Raw genomic sequence first — 15660 nt, forward strand, 5'->3', positions numbered from 1 at the left:
GCTTCGCGGCCCCAAAGAAGGCAAGGCGCCTCAACCGTTGGAGCAGCCGTTGCCCATCACACGGTATTCGAGAATGTGCTTCTGGCCCTTGGAATCTTCGTAGGTCATGCGTGCAGGCACCACTTCGCAGACATTGGGTACTTCGCTCATGGAGATGACCCGGGCAATGTCCAGGTGCTGCGAATAACTGTACTGTTCAACCGGAATCTGCTCGGCATCCTTTGCAACTTCGTCGGCCATCGCCGCGCTGCAAAGACCACCAAGTACCAATACCAGTAAAGCTTTCATTTTCAATTTACCTGTCTAAGGTCGTGAGGGGGCACGCGGCGCTTGTGGCGCCGCGAGTACATCCAGTTTTCAACTATCGAAATTAGCGGGGGATTAACATGCCTTCGTGGGGGCTGTTACAAGAAGTTAATCGCCTTGCCATTGCTGGCGAGGTGAATTCTATGGGGGTGCCAGAGGCTGAAACAGAGGGACTTTTGATAAAGTCTTTTGACAGAATCTGTAACAATCCCCGGCAAAAATCTGCCCCCGCCCTGTGTGCTGGGCTGGAGTGCGCCAACTAGAGCGCTCGCCTCGCGCGACAGGGAAAAATACCGGCCTTGGTACTACCAACGTCGAATGGCCTTTGCCGCTCTGGTACAGTTACAAACGGTTTCATACAAAAACAACTATTACACCGAGGTAAAACAGATGAGTGCGGCTCCACTGTATCCCGTTCGTCCCGAGGTTGCGGCCAGTACCCTGACCGACGAGGCCACCTACAAGGCCATGTACCAGCAATCGGTGATCAACCCGGACGGCTTCTGGCGTGAGCAGGCCCAGCGCCTGGACTGGATCAAGCCTTTCACCAAGGTCAAGCAGACCTCCTTCGACGATCACCATGTCGACATCAAATGGTTCGCTGACGGCACTCTGAACGTTTCCTACAACTGCCTGGACCGCCACCTGGAAGAGCGTGGTGACCAGGTCGCCATCATCTGGGAAGGCGACGACCCTTCCGAAAGCCGCAACATCACCTACCGCGAGTTGCACGAGCAGGTCTGCAAGTTCGCCAACGCCCTGCGTGGCCAGGACGTGCACCGTGGCGACGTGGTGACCATCTACATGCCGATGATCCCGGAAGCCGTGGTGGCCATGCTGGCCTGTGCCCGTATCGGCGCGATCCACTCGGTGGTATTCGGTGGCTTCTCGCCCGAGGCCCTGGCCGGCCGCATCATCGACTGCCGCTCCAAGGTGGTGATCACGGCCGACGAAGGCGTGCGCGGTGGCCGCCATACGCCGCTCAAGGCCAATGTCGACCTGGCCCTGACCAACCCTGAAACCAGCAGCGTGCAGAAGATCATCGTGTGCAAGCGCACCGGTGGCGAGATCGCCTGGCACCAGCACCGCGACATCTGGTACGAAGACCTGATGAAAGTCGCCTCCAGCCATTGCGCGCCGAAGGAAATGGGCGCCGAGGAGCCGCTGTTCATCCTTTATACCTCCGGCTCCACCGGCAAGCCCAAGGGCGTGCTGCACACCACCGGCGGCTATCTGGTGTACGCCGCGCTGACCCATGAGCGGGTCTTCGACTATCGCCCGGGCGAAGTCTACTGGTGCACCGCCGACGTGGGCTGGGTCACCGGCCACAGCTACATCGTCTATGGCCCGCTGGCCAACGGCGCCACCACGCTGCTGTTCGAGGGCGTGCCGAACTACCCGGACATCACTCGGGTGTCGAAGATCATCGACAAGCACAAGGTCAACATTCTCTACACCGCGCCGACCGCCATCCGCGCGATGATGGCCGAGGGCGAGGCGGCGGTCGCCGGCGCCGATGGCTCCAGCCTGCGCCTGCTGGGCTCGGTGGGCGAGCCGATCAACCCCGAGGCCTGGAACTGGTACTACCAGACCGTCGGCAAGGAGCGCTGCCCGATCGTCGACACCTGGTGGCAGACCGAGACTGGCGGCATCCTGATCAGCCCGCTGCCGGGCGCCACTGGCCTGAAGCCAGGCTCGGCGACCCGTCCGTTCTTCGGCGTGGTGCCGGCGCTGGTGGACAACCTGGGCAACCTGATCGAAGGCGCCGCCGAGGGCAACCTGGTCATCCTCGACTCCTGGCCGGGTCAGTCGCGCTCGCTGTACGGCGACCACGACCGCTTCGTCGACACCTACTTCAAGACCTTCCGTGGCATGTACTTCACCGGTGACGGTGCGCGTCGCGACGAGGACGGCTACTACTGGATCACCGGCCGTGTCGACGACGTGCTCAACGTCTCCGGCCACCGCATGGGCACCGCCGAGATCGAGAGCGCGATGGTCGCCCACTCGAAGGTCGCCGAGGCGGCGGTGGTCGGTGTGCCGCACGACATCAAGGGGCAGGGCATCTATGTCTATGTCACCCTCAACGCCGGCGTGGAGCCGAGCGAGCAACTGCGTCTGGAGCTGAAGAACTGGGTGCGCAAGGAGATCGGCCCGATCGCCTCGCCGGATGTGATCCAGTGGGCGCCGGGGCTGCCGAAGACCCGTTCGGGCAAGATCATGCGCCGTATTTTGCGCAAGATCGCGACCGGCGAGTACGACGCGCTGGGGGATATCTCGACCCTGGCCGACCCGGGTGTGGTGCAGCACCTGATCGATACCCACAAGGCAATGGGGCTCGCGTCAGCCTGATGTGAATCGGGGCTGCCTTGCAGTCCATTCGCGACACAAGGCCGCTCCCGCGGTGTCCGTGTAGCGCCCGACAATGGGCGTTGCATGAACGGTGCGGGAGCGGCCTTGTGTCGCGATGGGGCGCAAGGCGGCCCCGGTACGGGTCGGCGGGGCTTCAGTGAACTTACGTCTTTGGCGAGGTGTTTGCTTTTGTTACCCGACATCCATCGGTAACCCCTTGGGCTACCCAATTTCGCTCAGAAGCGGGGCGAGTAGAAACATTCGTGTGCCATTGTAGGGCGATTCTGCAGGCATTTCGTACGCGACGGCACGCTGCGCTTGCCGGACTACAAGGGTTTGCCAATAATAGGCCCGGTTATTGCTTGGCTTATGGGTTATTTTTCTTTTGCTCTTGCATAATATGCAAGGGCTGTCAATATCGTCCGCCGTGGTTCCTGGCGCTTCTGTAACTAGTTGTCGCTTTGAAGAAATATCGACTACCCGCCTGTCGTTAAAATGCCACTCACTCGCTCGTGGTCTGCGACCTTGGTCGATACCCCCTGCGGCTCGCGTTGTACCCATTCGCATATCGGGCAGCCGTTACACCTGCCTTGTATTGCCCCGTACCGATGGAGTTACCAGATGAAGAAGCTCGCACTGCTTGGCGCCCTTGCGCTGTCCGTGTTGTCCCTGGGTTCGCAGGCCGATGAAAAACCGTTGAAGATCGGTATCGAGGCCGCCTACCCACCCTTCGCCTTCAAGCAGCCCGATGGCAGCATCGCCGGTTTCGACTACGACATCGGCAACGCCCTGTGCGAAGAGATGAAAGCCAAGTGCACCTGGGTCGAGCAAGAGTTCGACGGCCTGATCCCGGCGCTGAAGGTGCGCAAGATCGACGCCATCCTCTCGTCCATGTCGATCACCGAGGACCGCAAGAAGTCGGTCGACTTCACCAAGCGCTACTACCTGACCCCGGCACGCCTGGTCATGAAGGAAGGCACCACCGTCAGCGACAGCCTGGTCGAGCTGAAGGGCAAGAAGATCGGTGTGCAGCGCGGCTCGATCCATGACCGCTTCGCCAAGGAAGTCCTGGCTCCGCAGGGCGCCACCGTCGTGCCGTACGGCACCCAGAACGAAATCTACCTGGACGTCGCCGCTGGCCGCCTGGACGGCACCGTGGCCGATGCCACCCTGCTCGAAGACGGTTTCCTCAAGACCGACGCCGGCAAGGGCTTCGCCTTCGTCGGCCCGTCCTTCACCGACGTGAAGTACTTCGGCGACGGCGTCGGCATCGCCGTGCGCAAGGGCGACAACGCCAACCGCGAGCGTATCAACGCCGCGATCGATGCGATCCGTGCCAACGGCAAGTACAAAAAGATCCAGGACAAGTACTTCAACTTCGACATCTACGGGCCGGACGCCCAGTAAGACGTCGAGTTTCACCTGTGCAATGGTGCAAACAGCAGAAGCTCTGAGGTTTGCACCATTTTTCATTCCCAAGCCCTGAGGAATCCCAATCATGTTGAAAGGCTACGGGGCAGTCATCCTCGACGGGGCGTGGCTGACGCTGCAGCTCGCCCTGTCGTCGATGGCCCTGGCCATCGTGCTTGGCCTGATCGGCGTGTCGTTGCGCTTGTCGCCGGTGCGCTGGCTGGCCTGGCTGGGCGACCTGTATGCCACGGTGATCCGTGGCATCCCGGACCTGGTGCTGATCCTGCTGATCTTCTATGGCGGCCAGGACGTGCTCAACCGGGTCGCGCCGTTGCTCGGCTACGACGACTACATCGACCTGAACCCGTTGGCTGCCGGTATCGGTACCCTGGGCTTCATCTTCGGCGCGTACCTCTCGGAAACCTTCCGCGGTGCCTTCCTCGGCATTCCCAAGGGCCAGGCCGAGGCGGGCGTGGCCTATGGCATGAGCAGCCGGCAGGTGTTCTTCCGCATCATGGTGCCGCAGATGATCCGCCTGGCGATCCCCGGCTTCACCAACAACTGGCTGGTGCTGACCAAAGCCACGGCGCTGATCTCGGTGGTCGGCCTGCAGGACATGATGTTCAAGGCCAAGCAGGCGGCCGACGCCACCCGCGAGCCTTTCACCTTCTTCCTGGCGGTAGCGGCCCTGTACCTGGTGCTCACCAGCGTCTCGCTGCTGGCGCTGAAGTATCTCGAGAAGCGCTACTCGGTGGGCGTAAAGGCGGCTGAACTATGATCTTCGACTACAACGTGATCTGGGAGGCGATGCCGCTGTACCTCGGCGGGCTGCTGACCACCATCAAGCTGCTGGCGCTGTCGTTGTTCTTTGGCTTGCTGGCGGCCATTCCGCTGGGCCTGATGCGGGTGTCGAAGCAGCCGCTGGTGAACATGACCGCCTGGCTGTACACCTATGTGATCCGCGGCACGCCGATGCTGGTGCAGCTGTTCCTGATCTACTATGGCCTGGCCCAGTTCGAGGCGGTGCGCGAGAGTTTCCTCTGGCCGTGGCTGTCCAGCGCGACCTTCTGCGCCTGCCTGGCCTTCGCCATCAATACCAGCGCCTACACCGCCGAGATCATCGCCGGCAGCCTCAAGGCCACGCCCCATGGCGAGATCGAGGCTGCCAAGGCGGTGGGCATGTCGCGCATGAAGATGTACCGGCGCATCCTGCTGCCTTCGGCCTTGCGCCGGGCGCTGCCGCAGTACAGCAACGAAGTGATCATGATGCTGCAGACCACCAGCCTGGCGTCGATCGTCACCCTGATCGACATCACCGGCGCGGCGCGCACCGTCAATGCCCAGTACTACCTGCCTTTCGAGGCCTACATCACGGCGGGCGTGTTCTACCTGTGCCTGACCTTCATCCTCGTGCGCCTGTTCAAGATGGCCGAACGCCGCTGGCTCGGCTACCTGGCGCCGCGCAAGCACTGAACGCTCTGTGAGAACCGACAGCATGTACAAACTCCAAGTCCAAGACCTGCACAAGCGCTATGGCAGCCACGAAGTGCTCAAGGGCGTGTCGCTCGCGGCCAAGGCAGGCGATGTGATCAGCATCATCGGCTCCAGCGGCTCGGGCAAATCGACCTTCCTGCGCTGCATCAACCTGCTCGAGCAGCCCCATGCCGGCAGGATCCTGCTCAACAACGAAGAGCTGAAGATGGTCGCCGGCAAGGATGGCGCGCTCAAGGCCGTCGACCCGAAGCAGTTGCAGCGTATGCGTTCGCGCCTGTCGATGGTGTTCCAGCACTTCAACCTGTGGTCGCACATGACCGCCCTGGAGAACGTCATCGAGGCGCCGGTGCATGTGCTGGGGGTGAACAAGAAGGAGGCGCTGGAGAAGGCCGAACACTACCTGGCCAAGGTCGGCGTGGCCCATCGCAAGGACGCCTTCCCGGGGCATATGTCCGGGGGGGAGCAGCAGCGGGTGGCGATCGCCCGGGCCCTGGCCATGGAACCGGAGGTGATGCTGTTCGACGAGCCGACCTCGGCGCTCGACCCCGAACTGGTGGGCGATGTGCTCAAGGTCATGCAGGCCCTGGCCCAGGAAGGCCGCACCATGGTGGTGGTGACCCATGAGATGGGCTTCGCCCGCGAGGTCTCCAACCAGTTGGTGTTCCTGCACAAAGGCCTGGTGGAGGAGAGCGGCAACCCGCGCGAGGTGCTGGTCAACCCGCAATCGGAGCGTCTCAAGCAGTTCCTCTCCGGCAGCCTGAAGTAAAAAGCTGCACCTTTGCACCAGGATAGGGCATGCTGCGCAGCGAGCGCAGCCTGACCCGGCGCCACAGACACGAACGACCCAGGTTTCGGACCACGACCCATGACCACCCAGCGAATCGGATTTCTCATCTGGCCCGGCACCAGGCCGCTGACCCTGGCGCTGGCCGAGGAAGTGTTGCGGGTTGCCCAGCACGTGCACCCGGATGTGGTCTACGAGTTGGCCTTCCTCCAAGCCGAGGCGGCCGAGGAGGGCGCCTGGCGCCTGCCGGGCGAGCCCTGGAATGGCCGCTTGGAGGGTTGCCAGAAGCTGTTCTTGCTGGCGGACGAGCCGCCGCTGGCCGTGGGAGCGGCCTTGTCGGCCGCGCTCAAGCAAGTGGCGCGCAGTGGTTGCATGATCGGCGGGCTGTCCGCCGGGGTCTATCCGTTGGCGGCCCTGGGTTTGCTCGATGGCTACCGGGCGGCGGTGCACTGGCGCTGGCAGGATGATTTCGTCGAGCGCTTCCCCAAGGTCATCGCCACCAGCCATCTGTTCGACTGGGACCGCGACCGCCTGACTGCCTGCGGCGGCATGGCCGTGACCGACCTGTTGCTGGCGGTGCTGGCCCGCGACCATGGTGCGGAGCTGGCGGGGGCGGTGTCGGAGGAGCTGGTGGTCGAGCGCATCCGCGAGGGCGGCGAGCGCCAGCGTATTCCGCTGCAGAACCGCCTTGGCTCCAGCCATCCCAAGCTGACCCAGGCCGTGCTGCTGATGGAGGCCAACATCGAGGAGCCGTTGACCACCGACGAGATCGCCCAACATGTGTGCGTCTCTCGGCGACAACTGGAGCGGATCTTCAAGCAGTACCTCAATCGCGTGCCCAGCCAGTACTACCTGGAGCTGCGCCTGAACAAGGCGCGGCAGATGCTGATGCAGACCAGCAAGTCGATCATCCAGATCGGGCTGTCCTGCGGTTTTTCGTCCGGGCCGCATTTCTCCAGCGCCTACCGCAACTTCTTCGGCGCCACGCCGCGGGAAGACCGCAACCAGCGGCGTAGCAGCAGCCCGTTCGAGTTGAGTTCGGCGCCGGCCGAGCGCAGCTGATAGTCCTTTGCACGGGGGGGGAAGCGGCCCCAGGATTACAAATCCCCGTTTGTAACTGACCGGCATCGAGGCAAGCCGACAACACCGATGCCGCAGTGAACATCCGTTCTCCCAATTTACCTTCCCATCTCCCCGTCACCCCCGCCTCCCGCTACACTGCGCGATTGCGACAATGTTTGTCGCATTGCCGAAAGCCTCGGTAAAACAGGGTTTGGCGCTGTAACAAGTTGTCGCCTGGCAGCAAGGACAGGCGCCGATCAGTCCTTACAATCCCCCCATCGCTCGCCACTTCCAGGCCAGCGTTCCTCTTCAGGAGACTCAGATGTCCGTTGAGCAAGCCCCGGTGCAACGTGCCGATTTCGACCAGGTCATGGTCCCCAACTATTCCCCGGCGGCCTTCATCCCTGTGCGCGGCGCAGGCTCCCGAGTATGGGACCAGTCGGGTCGCGAGCTGATCGACTTCGCCGGCGGCATCGCGGTCAACGCCCTGGGGCACTGCCACCCGGCACTGGTCAAGGCCCTGACCGAGCAGGCCAACACGCTCTGGCACGTATCCAACGTCTTCACCAACGAGCCGGCCCTGCGCCTGGCCCACAAGCTGGTGGACGCGACCTTCGCCGAGCGCGCCTTCTTCTGCAACTCCGGCGCCGAGGCCAACGAGGCCGCGTTCAAGCTGGCCCGTCGCGTCGCCCACGACCGCTTCGGCCCGGAGAAACACGAGATCATCGCCACCGTGAACAGTTTCCACGGTCGCACCCTGTTCACCGTCAGCGTCGGTGGCCAGCCCAAGTATTCCGACGGCTTCGGCCCGAAGATCACCGGCATCAGCCATGTCCCGTACAACGACCTGGAAGCGCTCAAGGCGCAGATCTCCGACAAGACCTGCGCCGTGGTGATCGAGCCGATCCAGGGCGAGAGCGGCGTGGTCCCGGCCGACAAGGCCTACCTGGAAGGCGCGCGCAAGCTGTGTGACGAGCACAACGCCCTGCTGATCTTCGACGAGGTGCAGACGGGCGTCGGCCGCACCGGTTCGCTGTACGCCTACCAGCACTACGGCGTGACCCCGGATATCCTGACCAGCGCCAAGAGCCTGGGCGGCGGCTTCCCGATCGGGGCCATGCTGACCACTACCGACCTGGCCAAGCACCTGGCCGTCGGCACCCACGGCACCACCTATGGCGGCAACCCGCTGGCCTGTGCCGTGGCCTGCGCCGTGCTGGACGTGGTCAATACCCCCGAGACGCTCGCCGGTATCAAGGCCAAGCATGAGCGCTTCAAGGCCCGCCTGGAGAAGATCGGCCAGCAGTTCGGCCTGTTCACCCAGGTGCGTGGTGTGGGTCTGCTGATCGGCTGCGTGCTCAGCGACGCCTGGAAGGGCAAGGCCAAGGACGTGCTCAATGCCGCCGAGAAGCAAGGCGTGATGGTCCTGCAGGCCGGCCCGGACGTGGTGCGTTTCGCGCCGAGCCTGGTGGTCGAGGACGCCGATATCGACGAAGGCCTGGAGCGCTTCGAGCGCGCCGTAGCCACGCTGACCCAGGGCTGATACCGGCCTGCGGTCCTTTCGCCGGCCTGTGCCATCGGGCACGGGCCGGCGATACCTGAATTCCAGTGCGTGCGCCCGCAGGCGCACGCCGTTTTTCCGTGCCGACGCTGTTGGCCCGTTTTCCCGAAAGGAGTGACACCATGCTGGTGATGCGCCCCGCGCAAATGGCTGATCTGAACGAAGTGCAGCGCATGGCTGCAGACAGCCCCATTGGTGTCACCTCGCTGCCGGACGACGCCAGTCGCCTGGGTGACAAGATCGCCGCCTCGGAGACGTCCTTCGCCGCCGAGGTCAGCTTCAATGGCGAGGAGAGCTACTTCTTCGTGCTCGAAGACAGCGAGACCGGCAAGCTCGCCGGCTGCTCGGCCATCGTCGCCTCGGCCGGTTATTCCGAGCCGTTCTACAGCTTCCGCAACGAGACCTTCGTGCATGCCTCGCGGGAGCTGAAGATCCACAACAAGATCCATGTCCTGTCGCTGTGCCACGACCTGACCGGCAACAGCCTGCTGACCAGCTTCTACGTGCTGCCGGAGCTGGTGAACAGTGCCTGGGCCGAGCTCAACTCCCGTGGCCGCCTGCTGTTCATGGCCTCGCATCCCGAGCGCTTCGCCGATTCGGTGGTCACCGAGATCGTCGGCTACAGCGACGAGCAAGGCGAGTCGCCGTTCTGGGATGCCATCGGTCGCAACTTCTTCGACTTGAACTACGCCGAGGCCGAGCGGCTGTGCGGGCTCAAGAGCCGTACCTTCCTCGCCGAACTGATGCCTCATTACCCGATCTACGTGCCGCTGCTGCCGGACGCGGCCCAGGAAGCCATGGGCCAGGTTCACCCGCGGGCGCAGATCACCTTCGACATCCTCATGCGCGAAGGCTTCGAGACCGAGCACTACATCGACATCTTCGACGGCGGCCCGACCCTGCATGCCCGGGTCTCGGGCATCCGCTCGATCGCCCAGAGCCGGGTGGTGCCGGTCAGGCTCGACGACAGCCAGGTCAAGGGCGGCCGTCCGTACCTGGTGTGCAACGGCCAACTGCAGGACTACCGCGCCGTGCTGCTGGAACTGGACTGGGTGCCGGGCAAGCCGCTCAGCCTGGGCCTGGAGGCCGCCGAGGCGCTGGGCGTCGGCGATGGCGGCAGCGTTCGCCTGGTGGCCGTCTGAGGCCCGGGCACGGATAGCCCAGGCCAGGACCCGCAACAGAGAGATTCGCGGCAGGCACAGGCCACCGCACAAGGAGATAGCATGATCGTTCGTCCCGTACGCAGCAGCGATTTACCCGCGCTGATCGAATTGGCACGCAGCACCGGCACGACCGGGCTGACCACCTTGCCGGCCAACGAGGAGCGCCTCGAACAGCGTGTCGGCTGGGCCGAGAAGAGCTTTCGCGGCGAAGCCGAGCGCGGCGATACCGACTACCTGTTCGTGCTGGAGAACGACGAAGGCCTGGTGGTCGGCATCTGCGCCATCGCCGGGGCGGTCGGCCTGCGCGAGCCCTGGTACAACTACCGGGTCGGCCTGACCGTCAGCGCCTCCCAGGAGCTGAAGATCTACCGCGAGATCCCCACCCTGTTCCTGGCCAACGACCTGACCGGCAACTCCGAGCTGTGCTCGTTGTTCCTGCGCAGCGACTATCGCACCGGCCTCAACGGCCGTCTGCTGTCCAAGGCGCGCCTGTCGTTCATCGCCGAGTTCCCCGAGCTGTTCGGCAACAAGATCATCGCCGAGATGCGCGGCATGTCCGACGAAAGCGGTCGCTCGCCGTTCTGGGAAAGCCTGGGCCGGCACTTCTTCAAGATGGAGTTCAGCCAGGCCGACTACCTCACCGGGGTGGGTAACAAGTCGTTCATCGCCGAGCTGATGCCCAAGTTCCCGCTGTACACCTGCTTCCTGTCGGAGGCCGCGCGCAACGTCATCGGCCGGGTGCACAGCGACACCGAGCCGGCCCTGGCCATGCTCAAGCGCGAAGGCTTCAGCTACCAGGGCTACGTCGACATCTTCGACGCCGGCCCCGCCATCGAGTGCGAGACCTCGAAGATCCGTGCCGTGCGCGACAGCCAGACCCTGGTGCTGGCCGTGGGCACGCCGGGCGACGATGCCACCCCTTACCTGATCCACAACCGCAAGCGCGAGGACTGCCGCATCACCGCCGCGCCCGCGCGCCTGGCGGCCGGCACCCTGGTGGTCGATCCGTTGACCGCCAAGCGCCTGCGCCTGGGCGCCGGTGACCATGTGCGCGCCGTGCCGCTGTCCGCCAGCCGGGAGGCCAACCCATGACCACGCATTACATCGCCGGCCATTGGCAGGCCGGGCAGGGCGATGCCCTGCAATCGCTCAACCCCGTTACCCAGGCGGTGGTCTGGGAAGGGCAGGGTGCCGACCCAGCCCAGGTCGAGGCTGCCGTGCAAGCGGCCCGCCAGGCCTTCCCTGGTTGGGCGCAGTTGAGCCTGGATGCGCGCATCGGCGTGCTCGAGGCGTTCGCCGACCAGCTCAAGGCCCATGCCGACGAGCTCGCCCGCTGCATCGGCGAGGAAACCGGCAAGCCGCTGTGGGAGTCGGCCACCGAAGTCACCAGCATGGTCAACAAGGTGGCCATCTCGGTGCAGAGCTACCGCGAACGCACCGGCGAGAAGAGCGGCCCACTGGGCGACGCCAGCGCCGTGCTGCGGCACAAGCCCCATGGCGTGGTGGCTGTGTTCGGCCCGTACAACTTCCCCGGCCACCTGCCCAATGGCCATATCGTTCCGGCCCTGCTGGCGGGCAACTGCGTGGTGTTCAAGCCCAGCGAGCTGACCCCCAAGGTCGCCGAGCTGACCGTCCGCTGCTGGATCGACGCCGGCCTGCCGGCAGGCGTGCTCAACCTAGTCCAGGGCGCGCGCGAGACTGGCATGGCCCTGGCGGCGAACCCGGGCATCGACGGGCTGTTCTTCACCGGCTCCAGCCGCACCGGCAACCTGCTGCACCAGCAGTTCGCCGGGCGACCGGACAAGATCCTGGCCCTGGAGATGGGCGGCAACAACCCGCTGCTGGTGGACGAGGTCAAGGACCTGGATGCGGCGGTCTACACCATCATCCAGTCGGCCTTCATCTCGGCGGGCCAGCGCTGCACCTGTGCCCGGCGCCTGCTGGTGCCGCAGGGCGCCTGGGGCGATTCGCTGGTCGAGCGCCTGGTCGAGGTGAGCCGTGGCATCAGCGTCGGTGCCTTCGACCAGCAACCGGCGCCGTTCATGGGCTCGGTGATCTCGTTGCAGGCGGCGCGCGCCTTGCTCGCGGCCCAGGCCGAACTGCTGGGCAAAGGGGCCGTGGCGCTGCTGGAAATGACCCAGCCACAGGCCGAGGCCGCCCTGCTGACCCCTGGCATCCTCGATGTGACCGGCGTGGCCGAGCGCCCGGACGAAGAGTTCTTCGGCCCGCTGCTGCAGGTGATCCGCTACGCCGATTTCGAGGCCGCGATCGACGAGGCCAACAACACCCAGTACGGCCTGGCCGCCGGCCTGCTGTCCGACTCCCGGGCGCGCTACCAGCATTTCTGGCTGCGCAGCCGCGCCGGTATCGTCAACTGGAACAAGCAGTTGACCGGCGCCGCCAGCAGCGCGCCGTTCGGTGGCGTCGGCGCCAGCGGCAACCACCGCGCCAGTGCCTACTACGCGGCCGACTACTGTGCCTACCCTGTGGCTTCGCTGGAGACCGCCAGCCTGGCCTTGCCGGCGACCCTGACGCCGGGCGTCACCCTATAACAACCGGTCTCGGAGCCTAGCCGATGAAATCCTATGAAGTGAATTTTGATGGCCTGGTGGGGCCGACCCACAACTACGGCGGCCTGTCCTACGGCAACGTGGCTTCGCAGAGCAACAGCCAGCAGGTTTCCAACCCGCGTGAGGCGGCGCGCCAGGGCCTGGCGAAGATGAAGGCGCTGGCTGACATGGGCTTCAAGCAGGGCGTGCTCGCCCCGCAGGAGCGACCGGACGTGGCCGCGCTGCGCCGCCTGGGCTTTTCGGGCAGCGATGCCGAGGTGATCCGTCGCGCCGCCCAGGAGGCCATGCCCCTGCTGGTGGCCAGTTGCTCGGCGTCGAGCATGTGGGTGGCCAACGCCGCCACGGTCAGCCCCAGTGCCGACACTGCCGATGGCCGCGTGCATTTCACCGCCGCCAACCTCAACTGCAAGTACCACCGCAGCATCGAGCACCCCACCACCAGCCGCGTGCTGGCGGCCATGTTCGCCGACGACAAGCATTTCGCCCACCATCCGGCGCTGCCGGCGGTGGCCCAGTTCGGCGACGAGGGGGCAGCCAACCATACCCGTTTCTGCCGGGCCTATGGCGAGCCGGGCGTGGAGTTCTTCGTCTATGGCCGCAGCGCCTTCGACAGCCGCTATCCCGCGCCGCAGAAGTATCCGGCGCGCCAGACCCTGGAAGCCTCCCAGGCCGTGGCAAGGCTGCATGGCCTGGCCGAGGACGGTGTGGTCTACGCTCAACAGAACCCGGCGGTGATCGACCAGGGCGTGTTCCACAACGACGTGATCTCGGTGGGCAACGGCGAGGTGCTGTTCTACCACGAGGATGCCTTCCTCGAGACCGATACGGTGCTTGGCCAGCTGCAAGCTAAACTGGCCAGCAAGGGCGGCCGGTTCCAGGCGATTCGCGTGCCGCGCTCGGCGGTGACGGTGGAGGACGCGGTGCGTTCCTACCTGTTCAACAGCCAGCTGCTGTCTCGCGACGACGGCTCCATGCTGCTGGTGGTGCCGGAGGAGTGCCGCAACAACGAACGGGTCTGGGCCTACCTGGGACAGCTGACCCGCCAGGGCGGCGCGGTGAAGGAGGTCAAGGTGTTCGACCTCAAGCAGAGCATGCAGAACGGCGGTGGCCCGGCTTGCCTGCGTTTGCGCGTGGCCCTGAAGGAAACCGAACTGGCGGCGGTCAATCCAGGCGTTATCATGACCGCGCCGCTGTACGACACCCTGGTGCAGTGGGTCGACAAGCACTACCGCGATCGCCTGGGCGAAGCGGACCTGGCCGACCCGCAACTGCTGGACGAGTGCCGTACAGCCCTGGATGAGCTGACCCAGATACTCAAGCTGGGCCCGGTCTATCCATTCCAACGCCAACCTTGAAGAGAGAATTTGCAATGTCCGACGCCCTGCGCCTGATCCTCGAAGACGACGACGGTACCCAGCTGGAAACCTCCTGCACCCGCTTTGCCGTGGTCTGGCAAGGCAAGGAGGTGTGGATCCAGCAGGACGGCCGTGGCCAACTGCTGATCGGCGTCGACGTCGAGGAAGACGACACCGAGTACGCCAACCTGTTGCTGCGCCCCATGGCCACCAACCTGGTCAGCCTGCAACTGGAGATGGAACCGGCCGAGGTTGGCGACGACGACCACGTGCACGGCCCGGACTGCGGTCATAACCACTAAGGAAACGCCCTATGCTCGCCCTCGGCAAATTGCTTGACCTGACCCTGGCCGATCATGAACCGGCCGAGAAGACGCAAGTGACGGTCGAGGGTGTGCGCTTGCGCTGGCTGGGGGAGGGCGCCCTCGAGGTGCGTCCGCCGCAGGGCAAGGACAATGGCCTGGACCTGCTGCTGTCGGCGGGTATCCATGGCAACGAGACCGCGCCCATCGAGTTGCTCGACGCGCTGCTGCATGGCGTGGCCCGAGGCGACATCAAGCCGCGGGCGCGGGTGTTGTTCCTGTTCGGCAACCCTGAGGCGATTCGCAAGGGCGAGCGCTACGTCGAGCAAGACATCAACCGCCTGTTCAATGGCCGCCACGAGTTGTCCAGTGGCGCCGAGGCCCTGCGCGCGGCGGAGCTGGAGCAGTTCGCCCGGGTGTTCTTCAGCCAGCCGGAGCGCACGCGCCTGCACTACGACCTGCACACGGCGATCCGTGGTTCGAAGATCGAGCAGTTCGCGCTCTACCCGTACAAGGAAGGCCGCCAGCACTCCCGTCGTGAGCTGGCGCGCCTGCACGCGGCCGGCATGGAGGCGGTGCTGTTGCAGAACAAGGCATCGATCACCTTCAGTGCCTTCACCTACGAACAACTGGAGGCCGAGGCCTTCACCCTGGAACTGGGCAAGGCACGGCCGTTCGGCCACAACCAGCAGGTCAACCTCGACCGCCTGGAAGCCCGCCTGGTACAGATCATCGAGGGCAACGAGCCGGAGACCGACGAGAGTCTCGATGGCCTGCAACTGTTCAGCGTCGCCCGCGAGATCATCAAGCACAGCGACAGCTTCCACCTGCACCTGCCGGCGGACATCGAGAACTTCTCCGAGCTCAGCAAGGGTTACCTGCTGGCCGAGGACCTGGCCGAGACCCGCTGGATCGTCGAGGAGGAGGGGGCGCGGATCATCTTCCCCAACCCCAGGGTCCGCAATGGGCTGCGGGCCGGGATCCTGATCGTGCCGGATTCCGGGCAGCGGCTGGGCTGATCGGTAGGCGGCGCGTCAAGCTGGGGCGCGAAGCGGCCCCAAATGGCAGCACAGGCGCCGCTGTTTTTGGATCCCTTCGCTGATGAAAGTCCCTTGTTTCACCAGCTGTTCCATTTTCCGCCTACCTGGGTCGTAATTGGCTTGCCAGTGGCGAAAGGCAGGCTATAGCATCCCACTCATGATTTTGTTCGTGCCGACCTGAAAATCCGTCCAAACGGCGGTTTCCATCGCATAAACACACTGCACCGAGACTGCAGGACCGATATAATGCGGCCCTTTGCC

Annotated in this window: 14 protein-coding genes; 13 read left to right on the forward strand and 1 reads right to left on the reverse strand. The window is 64.6% G+C overall.

Annotation, left to right across the window (positions count from 1 at the left end):
* Positions 1-30: 30 nt before the first annotated feature.
* On the reverse strand, positions 31-288 hold the full coding sequence (locus tag ACDI39_RS25175) for a DUF2790 domain-containing protein (RefSeq protein WP_225789364.1): 258 nt from the start codon (positions 286-288) through the stop codon (positions 31-33).
* 408 nt (positions 289-696) lie between these two features.
* Between ACDI39_RS25175 and acs the strand changes: the two genes are divergently transcribed.
* The 13 genes from acs (at position 697) to astE (ending at position 15378) form a co-directional block, all read left to right on the forward strand.
* Positions 697-2658, forward strand: a complete 1962-nt coding sequence (acs, locus tag ACDI39_RS25180) for an acetate--CoA ligase (protein ID WP_225789363.1) — start codon at positions 697-699, stop codon at positions 2656-2658.
* A 621-nt stretch (positions 2659-3279) separates the two neighbouring features.
* Positions 3280-4065, forward strand: coding sequence for an ABC transporter substrate-binding protein (locus ACDI39_RS25185; protein ID WP_225789362.1), 786 nt, complete (start codon positions 3280-3282; stop codon positions 4063-4065).
* A gap of 91 nt (positions 4066-4156) precedes the next feature.
* Positions 4157-4846, forward strand: coding sequence for an ABC transporter permease (locus ACDI39_RS25190; protein WP_225789361.1), 690 nt, complete (start codon positions 4157-4159; stop codon positions 4844-4846).
* Positions 4843-5541, forward strand: coding sequence for an ABC transporter permease (locus tag ACDI39_RS25195; protein ID WP_225789360.1), 699 nt, complete (start codon positions 4843-4845; stop codon positions 5539-5541). Before ACDI39_RS25190 ends, ACDI39_RS25195 begins: the two co-directional genes overlap by 4 nt.
* Positions 5542-5563: 22 nt before the next feature.
* Positions 5564-6328, forward strand: a complete 765-nt coding sequence (locus ACDI39_RS25200; protein ID WP_225789359.1) for an ABC transporter ATP-binding protein — start codon at positions 5564-5566, stop codon at positions 6326-6328.
* A 99-nt stretch (positions 6329-6427) separates the two neighbouring features.
* The gene (gene argR / locus ACDI39_RS25205) at positions 6428-7408 is read left to right on the forward strand and encodes a transcriptional regulator ArgR (RefSeq protein ID WP_253091265.1); all 981 of its coding nucleotides are present in this window, start codon (positions 6428-6430) and stop codon (positions 7406-7408) included.
* Positions 7409-7730: 322 nt separating this feature from the next.
* Positions 7731-8951 (forward strand): aspartate aminotransferase family protein, encoded by a 1221-nt coding sequence (locus tag ACDI39_RS25210; protein WP_225789357.1) that lies wholly within the window; start codon positions 7731-7733, stop codon positions 8949-8951.
* Between the two features lie 140 nt (positions 8952-9091).
* Positions 9092-10111 (forward strand): arginine/ornithine succinyltransferase subunit alpha, encoded by a 1020-nt coding sequence (gene aruF / locus ACDI39_RS25215; protein ID WP_225789356.1) that lies wholly within the window; start codon positions 9092-9094, stop codon positions 10109-10111.
* Between the two features lie 81 nt (positions 10112-10192).
* Positions 10193-11224 carry an arginine N-succinyltransferase gene (gene astA, locus ACDI39_RS25220; RefSeq protein WP_225789355.1) on the forward strand — a complete coding sequence of 344 codons (1032 nt, stop codon included), beginning with the start codon at positions 10193-10195 and terminating at the stop codon, positions 11222-11224.
* Positions 11221-12684: a succinylglutamate-semialdehyde dehydrogenase gene (astD, locus tag ACDI39_RS25225; RefSeq protein ID WP_253091264.1), complete on the forward strand. Its 1464-nt coding sequence runs from the start codon at positions 11221-11223 to the stop codon at positions 12682-12684. The genes astA and astD overlap by 4 nt, the downstream gene beginning before the upstream one ends.
* Before the next feature lie 23 nt (positions 12685-12707).
* Positions 12708-14057: an N-succinylarginine dihydrolase gene (astB, locus tag ACDI39_RS25230; protein WP_253091263.1), complete on the forward strand. Its 1350-nt coding sequence runs from the start codon at positions 12708-12710 to the stop codon at positions 14055-14057.
* Positions 14058-14071: 14 nt separating this feature from the next.
* Positions 14072-14359 (forward strand): topoisomerase II, encoded by a 288-nt coding sequence (locus ACDI39_RS25235; RefSeq protein ID WP_225789352.1) that lies wholly within the window; start codon positions 14072-14074, stop codon positions 14357-14359.
* A gap of 11 nt (positions 14360-14370) precedes the next feature.
* Positions 14371-15378, forward strand: coding sequence for a succinylglutamate desuccinylase (gene astE / locus ACDI39_RS25240; protein ID WP_253091262.1), 1008 nt, complete (start codon positions 14371-14373; stop codon positions 15376-15378).
* Positions 15379-15660 lie beyond the last annotated feature (282 nt).

This window comes from Pseudomonas sp. Tun-23181 (assembly GCF_057415455.1).

Bases quoted from the DNA above. Each gene is read 5' to 3' on its own strand.
- ACDI39_RS25175 (WP_225789364.1), bottom strand. From the start codon at position 288: ATGAAAGCTTTACTGGTATTGGTACTTGGTGGTCTTTGCAGCGCGGCG.
- acs (WP_225789363.1), top strand. From the start codon at position 697: ATGAGTGCGGCTCCACTGTATCCCGTTCGTCCCGAGGTTGCGGCCAGT.
- ACDI39_RS25185 (WP_225789362.1), top strand. From the start codon at position 3,280: ATGAAGAAGCTCGCACTGCTTGGCGCCCTTGCGCTGTCCGTGTTGTCC.
- ACDI39_RS25190 (WP_225789361.1), top strand. From the start codon at position 4,157: ATGTTGAAAGGCTACGGGGCAGTCATCCTCGACGGGGCGTGGCTGACG.
- ACDI39_RS25195 (WP_225789360.1), top strand. From the start codon at position 4,843: ATGATCTTCGACTACAACGTGATCTGGGAGGCGATGCCGCTGTACCTC.
- ACDI39_RS25200 (WP_225789359.1), top strand. From the start codon at position 5,564: ATGTACAAACTCCAAGTCCAAGACCTGCACAAGCGCTATGGCAGCCAC.
- argR (WP_253091265.1), top strand. From the start codon at position 6,428: ATGACCACCCAGCGAATCGGATTTCTCATCTGGCCCGGCACCAGGCCG.
- ACDI39_RS25210 (WP_225789357.1), top strand. From the start codon at position 7,731: ATGTCCGTTGAGCAAGCCCCGGTGCAACGTGCCGATTTCGACCAGGTC.
- aruF (WP_225789356.1), top strand. From the start codon at position 9,092: ATGCTGGTGATGCGCCCCGCGCAAATGGCTGATCTGAACGAAGTGCAG.
- astA (WP_225789355.1), top strand. From the start codon at position 10,193: ATGATCGTTCGTCCCGTACGCAGCAGCGATTTACCCGCGCTGATCGAA.
- astD (WP_253091264.1), top strand. From the start codon at position 11,221: ATGACCACGCATTACATCGCCGGCCATTGGCAGGCCGGGCAGGGCGAT.
- astB (WP_253091263.1), top strand. From the start codon at position 12,708: ATGAAATCCTATGAAGTGAATTTTGATGGCCTGGTGGGGCCGACCCAC.
- ACDI39_RS25235 (WP_225789352.1), top strand. From the start codon at position 14,072: ATGTCCGACGCCCTGCGCCTGATCCTCGAAGACGACGACGGTACCCAG.
- astE (WP_253091262.1), top strand. From the start codon at position 14,371: ATGCTCGCCCTCGGCAAATTGCTTGACCTGACCCTGGCCGATCATGAA.